Origin of the sequence: Burkholderia lata (genome assembly GCF_000012945.1) — a bacterium.
GTDB classification, from domain to species: domain Bacteria; phylum Pseudomonadota; class Gammaproteobacteria; order Burkholderiales; family Burkholderiaceae; genus Burkholderia; species Burkholderia lata.
In genome coordinates this window covers 3,403,690-3,417,572 of sequence record NC_007511.1, presented here as the reverse complement: position 1 = coordinate 3,417,572, position 13,883 = coordinate 3,403,690, and the positions used below count along the sequence as shown (strand labels likewise).

The 13,883-nt window shown below is 68.2% G+C and carries 11 protein-coding genes; 1 reads left to right on the top strand and 10 read right to left on the bottom strand.

Annotation, left to right across the window (positions count from 1 at the left end):
* Positions 1-23 precede the first annotated feature (23 nt).
* From BCEP18194_RS37815 to BCEP18194_RS37805, 3 genes are all read right to left on the bottom strand, one after another.
* The gene (locus BCEP18194_RS37815; RefSeq protein ID WP_011356613.1) at positions 24-788 is read right to left on the bottom strand and encodes a 2-keto-4-pentenoate hydratase; all 765 of its coding nucleotides are present in this window, start codon (positions 786-788) and stop codon (positions 24-26) included.
* A 46-nt stretch (positions 789-834) separates the two neighbouring features.
* Entirely contained in the window at positions 835-2,109 is a 1,275-nt protein-coding gene (locus BCEP18194_RS37810; RefSeq protein WP_011356612.1) for an MFS transporter, read from the bottom strand.
* Between the two features lie 158 nt (positions 2,110-2,267).
* Positions 2,268-3,488, bottom strand: a complete 1,221-nt coding sequence (locus tag BCEP18194_RS37805; RefSeq protein WP_011356611.1) for a pyridoxal-phosphate-dependent aminotransferase family protein — start codon at positions 3,486-3,488, stop codon at positions 2,268-2,270.
* A 183-nt stretch (positions 3,489-3,671) separates the two neighbouring features.
* Here BCEP18194_RS37805 and BCEP18194_RS37800 point away from each other — a divergent pair, with 183 nt between their 5' ends.
* Positions 3,672-4,376, top strand: coding sequence for a GntR family transcriptional regulator (locus BCEP18194_RS37800; RefSeq protein WP_011356610.1), 705 nt, complete (start codon positions 3,672-3,674; stop codon positions 4,374-4,376).
* A 45-nt stretch (positions 4,377-4,421) separates the two neighbouring features.
* Here BCEP18194_RS37800 and BCEP18194_RS37795 read toward each other — a convergent pair whose 3' ends face one another.
* The 7 genes from BCEP18194_RS37795 to BCEP18194_RS37765 all read right to left on the bottom strand — a co-directional run bounded on the left by BCEP18194_RS37795 (position 4,422) and on the right by BCEP18194_RS37765 (position 13,828).
* Positions 4,422-5,519 carry a porin gene (locus tag BCEP18194_RS37795; protein ID WP_011356609.1) on the bottom strand — a complete coding sequence of 366 codons (1,098 nt, stop codon included), beginning with the start codon at positions 5,517-5,519 and terminating at the stop codon, positions 4,422-4,424.
* Between the two features lie 120 nt (positions 5,520-5,639).
* Positions 5,640-6,740: a porin gene (locus BCEP18194_RS37790; protein WP_011356608.1), complete on the bottom strand. Its 1,101-nt coding sequence runs from the start codon at positions 6,738-6,740 to the stop codon at positions 5,640-5,642.
* Between the two features lie 168 nt (positions 6,741-6,908).
* Positions 6,909-8,543 carry an HAL/PAL/TAL family ammonia-lyase gene (locus tag BCEP18194_RS37785; RefSeq protein ID WP_011356607.1) on the bottom strand — a complete coding sequence of 545 codons (1,635 nt, stop codon included), beginning with the start codon at positions 8,541-8,543 and terminating at the stop codon, positions 6,909-6,911.
* A gap of 17 nt (positions 8,544-8,560) precedes the next feature.
* Positions 8,561-9,883 carry an MFS transporter gene (locus BCEP18194_RS37780; RefSeq protein ID WP_011356606.1) on the bottom strand — a complete coding sequence of 441 codons (1,323 nt, stop codon included), beginning with the start codon at positions 9,881-9,883 and terminating at the stop codon, positions 8,561-8,563.
* 36 nt (positions 9,884-9,919) lie between these two features.
* The gene (locus BCEP18194_RS37775; RefSeq protein ID WP_041493696.1) at positions 9,920-11,560 is read right to left on the bottom strand and encodes a urocanate hydratase; all 1,641 of its coding nucleotides are present in this window, start codon (positions 11,558-11,560) and stop codon (positions 9,920-9,922) included.
* A gap of 24 nt (positions 11,561-11,584) precedes the next feature.
* Positions 11,585-12,676: a DUF917 domain-containing protein gene (locus BCEP18194_RS37770; protein WP_011356604.1), complete on the bottom strand. Its 1,092-nt coding sequence runs from the start codon at positions 12,674-12,676 to the stop codon at positions 11,585-11,587.
* 261 nt (positions 12,677-12,937) lie between these two features.
* Positions 12,938-13,828, bottom strand: a complete 891-nt coding sequence (locus tag BCEP18194_RS37765; RefSeq protein ID WP_011356603.1) for a LysR family transcriptional regulator — start codon at positions 13,826-13,828, stop codon at positions 12,938-12,940.
* Positions 13,829-13,883 lie beyond the last annotated feature (55 nt).

Sequence of the window (13,883 nt, the reverse complement as noted above, 5' to 3'; positions counted from 1 at the left end):
ATCGGGTGAGGGGCAGGCGGGGATCAGGCGAGGGTCACGCTGACGGGCGGCAACCCCGGTATGCGGCCGACGGCCGTGCCCGCCGCGTTCGGGAAAAACATCCCCGTGTACGAGCCGGTCGTGACGACGGTGCCGGCCGGCAGCGCGATGCCGCGCCGCGACGCGTGATTCACGAGCCACGGCAGCAGGCGGCGCGGATCGCCTGCGGGGTTGGTGCCCGGTGCCGAGCCGACGATGTCCTGCCCGTCGAACGAAAACGCGGGAGCCGGCGCGACGAACGGGAAATCGTCGCGATAGCCGGTCATCTCGCCGAGCACGAGCGCGCCGTGGTTCTGCAGGTCGGCGAGTTGCGCGACGGGGGCGACGTCCGGCCATTCGCGGAAGCGGCTCGCGACGATCTCGATCGATGCGCCCATCTGCGCGATGCCGTCGAACACTTCGTCATCGGCATAGGCGGCCGCACGCGGCGCGAAGTCGCGGCCGAAGCGGAACGCGATTTCCAGTTCGAGGCCGAGCGGCCGGAACGCGCCACGCGGCAGCGTGACGCCGCTCGCATGGCGGCAGTCGTCCGGCAGCGGTGCGCCCTGGATCGGGCCATCGGGTTGCTTCGCGCCGACCTTCCATGCGCCGATTGCGGTGCTGCGCGCGGCGAGAACTTGCGCCTGCACCGCATAGGCGGCGTCGGCATCGGCGGGGACGAGGTCCGAAGGCAGTGCGTTGAACGCGATGCCGTGTTGCCAGCCGGCGGCGAGCCGGACGGCGAGGTCGTGGGTAGCTTGTTGGGTCATCGTTGCAGTCAAAAAGGCGGGCGCCGGCGGCGGCGCCCCGTTGGCATCAGGCCGGCGAGCGATTGGCGGCCGGTTGTTCGGCGGGGGCATCGGCGAAGCGGCTGTCCGGCTGCATGCGGAACGCGAGCAGCACGCCCACGCCCATCAGCACCATGCTGCCGATGAACGGCAGCTCCCAGCTGCCGAAGCGGTCGATCACGAAGCCGGAGATCACCGGCGACAGGATTGCCGCGAGCGCGGAGCCGGAATTCATCATCCCGCTCGCGGTGCCCGAGTATTCCGGCGCGATGTCCATCGGCACGGCCCACATCGGCCCGATCGTCATTTCGGCGAAGAAGAAGCCGGCCGCGAGGCACGCCATCGACACGTACAGGTGATGCGTGAACAGCAGCGGCAACAGCGACAGCAGCGTGAGCAGCATGCAGATCGACACCATCCAGCTGCGCGCACGCTTGAGGCTGCCGGTGCGTGCGTAGACGCGGTCGGTGACGATGCCGCCGAGCGTGTCGCCGATCACGCCCGCGAAGAACACCGCGGATGCGAACACGGCCGATTTCTTCAGGTCGAGGTCGTAGCTGTGCAGGAAGTACTGCGGAATCCAGCTGAGGAACAGCCACAGCGTCCAGCCGTAGCAGAAGTACACGATCGTGACGGGCATCATCCGGCGGAACAGCGGGCCCCACGGTACGTTCGCGGGCTTCTGCTTGGGCGGCGGCAGCGCATCGAGTTCGGCCTGCGTGATGCGCGGGTGGTCCTTCGGGTGTTCGGTATAGACGAGCGCCCACACCACGACCCACACGATGCTGATCACGCCGCAGATGTAGAACGATTCGCGCCATCCGTACACGGCCATCACCGCGACGACGGCGGCCGGCGCGACCGCGTTGCCGACCCGCGAGAACGCATGCGTGATGCCCTGCGCGAAGCCGCGTTTCTCGCGCGGCACCCAGCGCGACATCGCCGACGTGGCCGCCGGGAACGTCGCGCCTTCGCCGAGCCCGAGCAGCAGGCGCGCGGCGAGCAGCGACGCGAGGCCGCCAGCCATGCCGGTCAGCAGCGTCGCGACGGCCCACAGCAGCCCGCACGCGAGCAGCGTGCGGCGCGCGCCGAAGCGGTCGCTGACCCAGCCGCCGATGATCTGGAACACGAGGTACGGATACGCGAACGCGGAAAACACGAGGCCGATCTCCGTCTTGTTCAGCCCGAATTCCCGGCCGAACCCGGCGGCGGCCGTGCTCACGTTCACGCGATCGAGGTACGTGATGAAGTACATCACGCATAGCATCACCAGCACGATGCCGGTCGCCCGGAACAGCTTCATGTTGTGTCTCCTTGATGTTGTCTGGCTTGCCGCTGCATCCGCGCCGGCTCTGGGGCCGCTTTCGTGTCGATTTCGTGCCGATGCAGCGCGGCCGCGCGTCGTGCGGGCCGCAAAAGGGAGCGAGCGGTGTGCCTGCGGCGGGCCGCAGGCACACGCGTTCAGGCCGCCGCGCGCAGCGCGGGCGTGTGCGTGTTGGTGGCGAGATAGTCCATCGCCGCGACGACGCCGCTCGCGGCCACCGGCACGCCGGCGAGCTTCAGCCCCATCTCGCAACCGGCGAGCGTGGCCATCAGCGTGAGGTCGTTGCAGTCGCCGAGATGGCCGATGCGGAACATCTTGCCGCGCATCTTGCCGAGCGCCTGGCCGAGCGACATGTCGAAGCGTTCGTAGATCAGCTTGCGCACGGCGTCCGCGTCGACGCCGTCGGGCATCATCACGCCGGTCAGCACGGGGCTGTAGACGGCCGGGTCCGCGCACTGGATCTCGAGGCCCCAGGCGCGCACCGCGCGGCGCGTCGCTTCCGCGAGCCGCTGGTGGCGCGCGAACACGTTGTCGAGCCCTTCGCCGAGGATCATGTCGAGCGCTTCGGCGAGGCCGTACAGCAGGTTGGTGTTCGGCGTGTACGGCCAGTAGCCGTTCCTGTTCGCTTCGATGATCTCGTGCCAGCCCCAGAACGCGCGCGGCAGCGTCGCGTGCTCGCTCGCGGCGAGCGCCTTCGGCGACACCGCGTTGAAGCTGATGCCCGGCGGCAGCATCAGCCCTTTCTGTGAACCCGACACGGTGACGTCGACGCCCCATTCGTCATGGCGATAGTCGGCGGATGCGAGCCCCGAGATCGTGTCGACCATCAGCAGCGCCGGGTGGCCGGCCGCGTCGATCGCGCGGCGCACGGCCGCGATGTCGGAGGTGACGCCGGTGGAGGTTTCGTTGTGCACCACGCACACGGCCTTGATGTCGTGCGCGGTGTCGGCGCGCAGGCGCGCTTCGATCATGTCGGGCTGCACGCCGCGGCGCCAGCCTTCGATGCCCGGCAGTCCGAGGAACTCGGGCTTCAGGCCGAGCGCCTCGGCCATCTTTTTCCACAGCGTCGCGAAGTGGCCCGTTTCGAACATCAGCACGGTGTCGCCGGCGCTCAGCGTGTTGGTCAGCGCGGCTTCCCATGCGCCGGTACCCGACGCCGGATAGATGACCACCGGCTGCGTGGTCTTGAAGATCTTCTTGATGCCGGCCAGCACCTTGAGGCCGAGCGCACCGAATTCGGGGCCACGGTGGTCGATGGTCGGATAGCTCATCGCCCGCAGGATGCGGTCGGGCACCGGGCTCGGCCCCGGAATCTGCAGGAAATGGCGGCCGGACGGGTGGAAGTCGAGTTGCAGCATGGTCGTTCTGTCTCCTTGGTTGCATTTTGAATTTTGCATGCAAAATACTTTAGCAGAGCGATCCCGGCAAAACCAAGCGCTGATTTCACCGAAAATGCCGGTGTTTACCCGACATTGGCGGGGAGATATTCGGGTCGGGCGAGTTGCAGTAGAATCGCGGGAAGCAAGAAGGAAGGACTTTGCATGCAAGATTTGAATGATCTGGAGCCTGTCGGCACCGCGCCGGCATTGCCGAAACTGGAGCGGCAGCGGCTGCACGACACGGTCGTGGAGCACCTGCGCAAATTCATCGTCGAGGGCGTGCTCACGCCGGGCATGCGGCTGAACGAGCGCGAGCTGTGCGAGACGCTCGGCATCTCGCGCACGCCGCTGCGCGAGGCGTTCAAGGTGCTGGCGGCCGAGGGGCTGCTGGTGCTGTCGCCGAATCGCGGTGCGAGCGTGTACCGGATGAGCGAATCGGAGATCCGCGAGACCTTCGAGCTGATGTCGGGGCTGGAGGCGTTTTCAGGCGAGCTGGCGTGCGAGCGGATCACGCCCGCGGAGCTCGCGGAGATCAAGGCGCTGCATTACTCGATGCTCGCGTGCCGGATGCAGAACGACCTGCCCGGCTACTACAGCCGCAACCAGGAAATCCACGACCGCATCAACGAGGCCGCGCGCAACTCGGCGCTGCGCGCCACGTACCAGTCGATCAACCGCCGGATCATGTCGATGCGGTTCCGCTCGAACCAGCACGTCGAGAAGTGGGATCGCGCGGTGCACGATCACGAGGAGATGATCAAGGCGCTGGAGGCGCGCGACGGCAAGGCGCTCGCGGCGATCCTGCGGCGGCATCTGCTGGAGAAGCGCGACGCGGTGTTGCTGCTGCACGCGGAAGCGGACGCGTAGGCACCCGCCGCACGCACGCCGTCATGGCGCCTTGAAGGCGCGCGTTCAGAACGCTGTGCGCAGGCCGAGCCCGGCCGAATCGCCGTTCCCGTAGGCGCTCGCGCGGTCGCGCATGTACGCGACGTAGACGTCGGTCCGCTTCGACAGCCGGTAGTCGTAGCCGAGCGCCCAGGTCGTTCTCGACGGGCGGTCGCGGCCGTGGCTTTTCGCGGCCATCACCGATGCGAGCACCGTGCCGAAGCCGAGCGGCACCGCCGCGCCCAGTTGCCCGCTATGCGTGCCGAGCCCGCCGCCGTCGATCGCGTCGTGCACGTACTGGTAGAACGCGGTGAACTTCACGAAGGTCAGGTCGTAGCCGACGCCGGCCAGCACGGCGTCCTGCTGCGTGAAGCCGGCGATGGACGCGTTCAGGTCGCCGGGCATCCGGTCGAATTTCGCCTGCTGGAACGCGAGCGTTGCACTGAACGCGCGGTGCCCGTCATAGGTGACGCTGCCGCCCCACTGGTTCGCGCCCGCGTGGCCCGGCTCGTTGCCGGTCGCATAGATCAGGCTCGCCTGCAGCGCGTGCTCGCCGGGTGTCGAAACCAGCACCGAATTGCTCCAGCCGTTGTCGCCGACGAGGCCTTGCCCCGCTACGCCCTTGTACATCTGGTTCAGCGCCGGTGAAAAGCCGAACGACGTCGAGAACGGGTTGAAGCGTACGGCGGAGATGTAATACGGCGTCGTGTTGCGTCCGGCGCGCAGCACGCCGGACGGCGTCGCGACGCCGACATACGCATTGCGCCCGAAGAACGTATCGCCGCTGAAGCGTCCGGCGCCGCCGTTCGACGGGCGCATGAACGCTTCGAGCGCGAACTGCAGCGCGTAACCGCCGCCGAGCTCCTCGCGGCCGCCGATCCCCCAGAAGCTCGTCGTGAAGCCGCCCGAATTCATCGCGACCGCGCGCGGCTTGCCGAGACTCTTTTGCGTGCCGACGTAGACGTCGGCCAGCCCGTACAGCGACACGGACGACTGGGCCGCGGCGTCGTCGGCGATCGTGCAGGCGATCAGCGAGGCGCCGACGGCCGACATCAGCCGGCGGTTGACTGCCGGTGCGAGCCGGTGACGTCGCCCGCTTTTGTTCCGGTTCGAATGAGTAGGCATACTGATCAAATGGTCTGAAGGAAGTGGCTGGGAAGCGGCGGCATGTCGATGCTTCGCGGCGTCGCGCTTGTCGACCGACTGACGGCAGGCTTCACGCCCGACCGTCAGCCATCGCGAACGTCAGAACGCGTGGCGGATACCCGCGCGGCCCACCGCCTGTTTCTGGTTGCCCGACGGGTTGAAACCCGCGATCTGCGCGACCGGCGCGTCGCCGCCCGCTTTCTGGAACGCGCCCATCACGTAGACGCTCGTGCGCTTGGACAACGCGTATTCGACGCTCAGGTTGAACTGGTGATACTTCGGCTCCGCATTCGTCGCGTGGTCGCGGCCCGTCGTGTACGTATAGCCCGCGCCGATCGTCACGGCCGGCGTCGGCGTGACCAGCGTCGACAGCTCGTAGTTCTGGAATGTCGCGTCGTGCCCCGCGCTGCCTTGCTGGAAGTTCGTGTTCGTGAAGTCGGCCAGCACCTTGAGCCACTGCACGACCTGGTACGACGCGCCCACGCCGAACACCTTCTGTGCACGCGCCGCATCGAGGTAGTTGCCGTAGATCGCATTCGTGAAGCCCGGATAGTTCTGGTAGCCCTGCGTCGACACGCCCGGGTTGTTGATCCGCAGATAGCCGATACCGAAGCCGACCGGGCCTGCCGCGTAGCTCGCGCCGACGCTGAACGTCGCGTTGTCCGAGAAGCGGCCGGGCTGCCCGCCGAACGCGTAGAGGCCGCCGAACGTGATGCCCGCGATCGTCGGGCTGCGGTACTTCACCGCGTTCGAGATCGGGAAGCCGTTGTCGGTGTTGTCCATGTCGTTCGGGTGCGCGAAGTAGTAGCCGCCGATGTTGCCGTTCAGCGTGAACGGCTCGACATAGTCAACGATCGAATCCCACTGGCGGCCGAGCGTGAGCGTGCCGAGCTTCGTATCGTTCAGCCCGACGTACGCATTGCGCGAGAACGCGAGCCCGCTGCCGAGGCGGCCGGAGTTGATGTCGAAGCCGCTTTCGAGCCGGAAGATCGCGCTCAGGCCGCCGCCGAGATCCTCGGTGCCGCGCACACCCCAGCGGCTGCCGGCAGTCACACCCGACGCGAGCTGCACGAGATGCTTGCCCTGCACGTTCGATACGTAGTCGACACCGTCTTCGACGATGCCGTACAGCGTGACGCTGCTTTGCGCGTGGGCGGTGGCGGCCGCGGCGAGCGGCAGCGCGAACAGGATTTTTTTCATGATGGTGTTCCGGTGCGGGGTGGTTGAAAGCCGGCGAGCGGCGGCTGGATCCGGTTGCGTGCGAATCGGTACGGAAGTGCCCCGCGCCACGATCGAACGACGATCGCGGCGGCGGGTGCGGTGGGTGTGGCAGCTAGCGGGTGTAACGAAGGAAGGGCGGTGCGCCGCTCAGTCGCGATACGCGCGCAGCAGCGCATCGGCGGCCCGGAAGTCGGGCGTGAGCGGGCGGTCGCTCTGGAGGAACGCGACCTTCGCGCGCAGTGCGCGGTACAGCGGCTGCGTGGCCAGCGCGAGCGTGAACGACGGCTGCTTGCGCTGGCGCAGGTCGATCGCCTGCGCAGCCTCGATCAGTTCGAGGCCGAGCAGCGTGTAGCTCGCGTCGATCTGCTTCTGCACGCGCTGCACGACGTCGGGTGCGTTCGTCGCGACGTCCTCGATGCCGCCGGCGACCGGCAGGTAGTCGAGCGACACGGGCATCGCGAGCGACTTCACCGTCATCGCGAGCGCGGTCGGCGGCTTCTCCATTGCGCCGAACGCGTGCACGGTGTCCTCGGTGCCGAGGAAGCGCGAGAGGCCGGTGAGGTGCGGATCGTTCAGCTTGACGATGCGCTGCGCGGACGCGAGCGCGTTGTGGCCGAGTGCGAGCCCGAGCTGTTCGAACGCGAGCACCCACGGCAGCGGCTCGAAGTTCGCGCTCGGCAGCACCGCGCCGCCGCCGTCGACATAACCGGCCGCATCCTGTGCGCGGTTCGACTTCGGCGTGACGCCCACCGCGACGCCCGGGTTGTCGTCGCTCGAGTTCAACTGCGCCTGCAGCAGCGCACGCGCTTCGTCGGCGGTGCGATCCTCTTCGCCGAGCAGGTAGACGCCGGAGCGGAAGCTGAGCGGATCCTGCAGCGGCCGGTCCGGATCGCGGTTCCACAGGCTGCTGCCCTCGAGCAGCGTGCGCAGTGCGGTGCCGGCGCGCAGCGTGGCCGGGAACGGCCGCAGCGCGAGCGTGTCCTCGCGGAACGGCGACACGTTGCCGTTCAGCCCCTGCAGGCTCAGCGCGAACACCAGCTTCGACACCTGCGCGAGGCGCGCCATGTCGGTGAGCGCCAGCGCGCCCATGCCGGCCGAGTACGCGTTGGAGCTGAGGATCGCGAGCGCGTCCTTGCCGTACGGGCGAATCGTCGCGATGCCGGCCGACTTCAGCGCATCGGCGGCCGCGACCTTGCGGCCCTGGTAGTACACGTCGCCTTCGCCGAGCATCGCGAGGCCGACGTGGCTGAGGATCGTGATGTCGGCTTCGCCGATCGAGCCGTCCGCCGGCATCGCAGGCGTGACGCCGCGATTGAGGAACTGCGCGTACGCATCAACGATTGCGGGCTGCACGCCGGCGCCGCCGTCGAGCATCGCGTTCAGGCGGGCGGCCATTGCGGCGCGGGCCACGCGCACGCTCATGTCAGGGCCGACGCTGCCCGAGTGCGCGTGGATCAGCCCGATGTTGAAGCGCGTCGACGCGTCGATGACCTCCTGGCTCAGCTTGCCGTGCGCATCGACCATCTCGCGGTCTTTATTGAGGCCGACGCCGACCGTCAGCCCGTAGATCTGCTGGCCGGCCGCGGCGGCCTTCAGCAGCACGTCGTGCGCGGCGACGACCCGCTGCCGGGCGGCCGGCGCGATCGACACGGCTTCGCCGTCGGCGATGCGTGCGATCGATTCGGGCGTGACGGACCGGCCGTCGAGCGTGACGTCCGCGAAGGCCGGGACGGCGGCGAACAGCGCGAGCGCGATCGCGCTCCGCATGAGGAAGCGTTGCATGAAGCGGTTCTCCGAATTCAGGCGTGACGTGACGTGGAAGACAGCGCGGCGATCGACGCGAGCGCGATGACGCTCGCGACCATCACATACCAGGCGGGCGCGAACGGGTTGCCGGACCGTTGCGTGAGCCACGCGAGGATCGCCGGGGCGAAGCCGCCGAAGATCGTCGTGGCGATGTTGTAGGACAGCGACATGCCGGTCGCGCGCACCTGGGTCGGGAACAGCTCCGACAGCGCGGCGGGCGCGACGCCCGTGAAGATCGCGACCATCACGCAGAACGCGCTCTGCACGACGATCAGCGCGGCGAGCGTGTGCACGTCGGCGAGCCAGTGCAGCAGCGGATACACCGACACGAGCATCAGCACGGCGCCGGCCGTCAGCACCTTGCGCCGGCCGAAACGGTCGGACCAGCTCCCGGCGCACACGCAGGTGACGGCCATCAGGCAGTTGCCGACCAGCGACGCGATGAACGCGTCGCGCCCGTCGAAATGCAGCGCGCGCTGCACGTGCGTCGGCATGTAGATCACCAGCGCATACACACATACGGCCCACAACACCGAGAACCCGGTGCCGACCACGAGCGCACGCGGATAGTCGCGCACGACCTGCAGCAGCGGCGCCTTGCGTTCGGCCGGCGCATGCGCGGCACGCGCCATCTCCGCGCGGAAATGCGGCGTTTCGTCGAGCGTCTTGCGCAGCCACAGGCCGACCGGCGCGATCGCGAGGCCGAGGATGAACGGGATCCGCCAGCCCCAGTCGCCGATCTGTTCGCGCGACAGCGTGAGCGTCACGCCGGTCGCGACCAGCGCGCCGAGGATGTTCGACGCGGCCATGCTCGCCTGCAGCCACGACGCGTAGCGGCCCTTCTTGTCCGCCGGCGCGTGCTCGATCAGGAACGCAGCGGCGCCGCCCACTTCGCCGCCGGCCGAGAAGCCCTGCAGCAGGCGGCCGCACAGGATCAGCAGCGGCGCGCCGACGCCGATCGCCGTGTACGGCGGCGCGAACGCGATGATGCCGGTGCCGGCCGCCATCACGAGGATGGTCAGCGTTAGCGCGGCCTTGCGGCCCGCGCGATCGCCATACACGCCGATCGCGAGCGCGCCGAGCGGCCGCGCGATGAAGCCGATCCCGAACGCCATGAACGCCTCGACCAGCTCGGTGCCCGTGTCGCCGCGATGGAAGAAGTTCTGCGCGATGTACACGGCAAAGAATGCGTAGACGGAAAAGTCGTACCACTCCAGCGCGTTGCCGATCGACGCCGCGGCGATCGCGCGCCCGGCACTCGAGGTAGGGGGCGACACGGCGTCGGCCGTGTCGAGGGGAACCGCGGTTTGCTTCACTTCGATCTCCTGTCCTGTCGTCGTGCGAGCCGGCCGTTACAGCCGGATGTGCGGAATCTGCTTGCGCTGCGCTTCGTCGAGCGCTTCTTCGTAGCCGGCGTCCGCATAGCGGATCACGCCGAGCGCGGTGTCGTTCGTCATCGACAGCGTCAGCCGCTCGTTCGCGGCCGCGCTGCCGTCGGCGACGACGGTGATGCCCGCGCTCGTCATGTAGCCGCTGTAGCCGCCACCGCCCGAATGGATCGCGACGAGATCGGCCATCGACGAGCAGCTCATCATCGCGTTCAGCAGCGGCCAGTCGGCCACCGCGTCGGAGCCGTCGCGCAGGTTCTCGGTCATGATGTTCGGGTGCGCCATCGCGCCGGCGTCGAGGTGGTCGCGCGTGAACGCGACCGGCCCGGCCAGCACGCCGTCGCGTACCATCGCGTTGACCGCCAGCGCGAGCCGCGTGCGCTCGCCGTGGCCGAGCCACGCGATGCGGGCCGGCAGCCCTTCGAACGGCACGCATTCGCGCGCCTTGCGGATCCAGTTCGTGACGATCCGGTTGTCCGGGAAGTGTTCGAGCAGGTAGTCGTCGATGACGCGGATGTCGTTCGGGTCGTTCGACAGTGCGATCCAGCGGAACGGGCCGATTGCGCGGCAGAACAGCGGGCGCAGGAACGCTTCGGTGAACACCGGGATTTCGAATGCGCGTGCCACGCCACCGTCCTTCGCATGCGTGCGGATCAGGTTGCCGTTGTCGAACACGATCGCGCCGCGATCCTTGAAGCCGAGCATCGCTTCGACGTGCCGCACGATCGACGCGCGGCTCGCGTCCATCAGCTTCGTGCGGTCGCTGTCGCGCAGCGTGCGCACTTCGTCGAGCGTGTAGCCCGACGGCACGTAGCCGTACACGAGATCGTGCGCGGCCGTCTGGTCGGTGACGATGTCGGGCACGACACCGCGCGCGAGGATCGCCGGGAACACGTCGGCCGCGTTGCCGAGCAGGCCGACCGAGATCGGTTCGCGCCGGGCCTGCGCGTCGCGGATCAGCGCGAGCGCCTCGTCGAGATCGCGCGCCTGCCGTTCGAGGAAGCCGATCTGCAGCCGCTTGTCGATGCGCGTCTGGTCGATCTCGACGACGAGCGTCGCCGCGTTCGCCATCCGGCCCGCGAGCGGCTGCGCGCCGCCCATCCCGCCGAGGCCGGCCGTCAGGATGAAGCGCCCGCGCAGGTCGTTGTCGAAGTGGCGCTCCGCGATCCGCGAGAAGATTTCGTAGGTGCCCTGGATCACGCCCTGCGAGCCGATGTACTGCCAGTCGCCGGCCGTGAGGCCGCCCCAGCAGATCAGGTTGCGCCGTTCCAGTTCGTAGAAGTGCTCGGCTTTCGCCCACTGGCCGATCAGGTTGCAGTTCGCCATCACGACGAGCGGTGCGCTCGCGTGCGTGCGCAGCAGCGCGACGGGCTTGCCGGATTGAACGACGAGCGTCTCGTTCTCGTCCATCGTCTTCAGCGTGCGCACGATCGCGTCGTGCGACGGCCAGTCGCGCGCCGCACGGCCGAGCGCCGCGTAGACGATCAACTGGTCGGGATCCTCGCCGACGGCGAGCACGTTCTCGAGCAGGCGCAGCAGCGCTTCCTGGCGCCAGCCCTTGCAGCGCAGCGTGGTGCCCGAGGTCACTTCGAAGGTGCGGGTCATCTGGTTCGTCATCGTGCCCCCCGGTCAGCGCGCGAGCGCATAGTCGGCGATCGAGATGCCGAGCGCGGCTTCGACCGGCGGATACACGGCGGGATCGAACACCGACGACGACAGCGGAATGTGCGCCTTCGCCACCCGCAGCACGTGGATCTCCATCCCTTCCTTCAACTGGCCCGCGCTGACGGGGCGGCCTTCGGCATCGAGCGTCGTGATCACGTCCGGGTAGGTCGCGATCCGCTCGCCGTGCGCATCGTCTACCGCCATGTGTTCGTTCATCACGTGAATGACCGCGCGCTGCGTGCCGCTGCCGAGGTAGACGAGGCCGACGTCGAACGCTTCGCGCGTGTATTCGAGCGTATTGCGCTCGACCTTGCCGCTCGCGATGATTTCGCCTTGCGTGGCCGCGCAGATCGCATCGATCACCGCGCTGCCGCCGCGCCGCTCGGCGTCGATGATCGCTTCGCCGAGCGCGAGTGCGCGGCTGATGCCGCCGAGCGCCGCATGCTGGCGCACGTACGACGCGCGAATCGGGTTGCGGCAGCTCGCGATGAAACCGCCGGCCATGTCGGCCGCCTTGCGCAGCACGGGCGACACTTTCGCGGTCGCGCCGCGCACGACCACTTCCATGTACGCATGGTGTTCGCGGTTGCCGCCGGCGGCGGCCTGGATCATCGGCGCGGTGCTCGACGCGAGGCCGAGCGAGCCCATGTCGCCGGTCGGATGCGCGCGGATGTCGCCCACTGCATCGACCACCTTGGTGCCGAGCAACGCGGACGGCAGCCACGCGTTCAGCGTGCTCGACATCCCGTTCTGCCCGATGATGAGCCCCGCGAGCGGCGCGCCGAGCGCGTCCTGCACGAGCTGCGCGGCCTTCACGTAATCGGCGCCGAGCATCTGCCAGTCGGTGAGGCCGCCCGGTGCGCCGATCGCGGCGGCCGTGGCGATCCACGCGTCGTCCGGCAACTCGTCGATGCTCACCAGTTCGGGGCGGCCGATCGTGACCGCGAGCGTGCCGAGTTCACGGCCGTGGTCGGCCCAGCCGCCGCCGCCGCATGCGAAAACCGAACCGCCCTTGACGGCGGCTTCGACGTCCTTCGAAGACAGAATGCGTCCCATGTGTCGTTTGTCCTGAGAGGGGAAAAAGGCCCGTACGCGCCGGCCGGAAAGCCTTGTGTGGCGGTACTGTCCAAACGATTCTAGGGACGCCGAATATTGAGCGTTATTGCTATTTTATGGAGACTTCATAACGCAATGTTAAGCGTAGGGTAATCCCGGTGACGCCCGAACGACGGATGTCGAACGGGGTGATCTGCGGCCGTCGGTACTGCGCCGAAACGCAGGCTGGGCAACGGTTTCAGCCTGTTCGGGCAACGCAATTCACGCGGGGGCGGAGAGCGCGTGCAGCGTGTCGATGAACTCGTGCGCGAGCCGCGACAGCGGTGCCAGCACGGGGTGCAGCACGCTGACCGGCGCGGCAATGGTCGGCACGATCGGCTTCACGACGATCTGCGGCCACACGGGGCCTGCTACCGTCAGCTCGTCGATCAGCGCGATGCCGGTGCCGGCCTGCGCGAGCGCGCACGCGACGTGCGCCTGCTGCACCTCGATCTTGACCTGCGGCACGAGCCCTTCGTCGCTGAACAGCCGCCGCACCAGTTGCCCGAGCGGGATGTCGCTGCCATAGCCGATCAGCGGCTGGTCCGCGAGATCGCGCACGGCCAGCGTCTTGCGGCGCGCGAACGGGTGTGACGCGGGCACGGCCGCGACCATCCGGTTTTCATAGAGGCGCTGGCTTTCGACGTTCGGGTGCGTGTCCTGCAGGAACGCGATGCCGAGCTCGACCTGCTGCGTGAGCACCGCCTGCAGCAGCACGCTCGGGATCATCGTGTGCAGGATGATGCGCACGTCGGGAAAACGTTCGTAGAACGCGGCGATCGCGCGCGGCAGCAGCGACTGGCCGAGATTGGGGCTGCACGCGATGCGCAGATGGCCCATCCGGTTCTCGATCAGGTCTTCGGCGATTTCGTTGACGCGCTGCACGCCCTGGTACACCGCATTCACTTCGACGAACAGCCGCTGCGCTTCCGGCGTCGGGTAGAGCCGCCCCTTGATGCGCTCGAACAGCGCGAGGCCGAGCCGCTGCTCGGCATACGAAATGAGCCGCGAGACGGCCGGCTGCGACACGTGCAGCAGCTTCGCGGCGCCGCTGATCGAGCCGGTCAGCATGATGGCGCGAAACACCTCGATCTGGCGCAGGTTCAGACGCACAGCCTTAACTCCATGTTATGTGGGGGCGATAAATCGGCATGAGACATTCTGGCAG

Coding starts and splice junctions, on each gene's coding strand:
- BCEP18194_RS37815 (WP_011356613.1), bottom strand. CDS start 788: ATGACCCAACAAGCTACCCACGACCTCGCCGTCCGGCTCGCCGCCGGC.
- BCEP18194_RS37770 (WP_011356604.1), bottom strand. CDS start 12,676: ATGGGACGCATTCTGTCTTCGAAGGACGTCGAAGCCGCCGTCAAGGGC.
- BCEP18194_RS37790 (WP_011356608.1), bottom strand. CDS start 6,740: ATGAAAAAAATCCTGTTCGCGCTGCCGCTCGCCGCGGCCGCCACCGCC.
- BCEP18194_RS37785 (WP_011356607.1), bottom strand. CDS start 8,543: ATGCAACGCTTCCTCATGCGGAGCGCGATCGCGCTCGCGCTGTTCGCC.
- BCEP18194_RS37810 (WP_011356612.1), bottom strand. CDS start 2,109: ATGAAGCTGTTCCGGGCGACCGGCATCGTGCTGGTGATGCTATGCGTG.
- BCEP18194_RS37800 (WP_011356610.1), top strand. CDS start 3,672: ATGCAAGATTTGAATGATCTGGAGCCTGTCGGCACCGCGCCGGCATTG.
- BCEP18194_RS37805 (WP_011356611.1), bottom strand. CDS start 3,488: ATGCTGCAACTCGACTTCCACCCGTCCGGCCGCCATTTCCTGCAGATT.
- BCEP18194_RS37795 (WP_011356609.1), bottom strand. CDS start 5,519: ATGCCTACTCATTCGAACCGGAACAAAAGCGGGCGACGTCACCGGCTC.
- BCEP18194_RS37775 (WP_041493696.1), bottom strand. CDS start 11,560: ATGACCCGCACCTTCGAAGTGACCTCGGGCACCACGCTGCGCTGCAAG.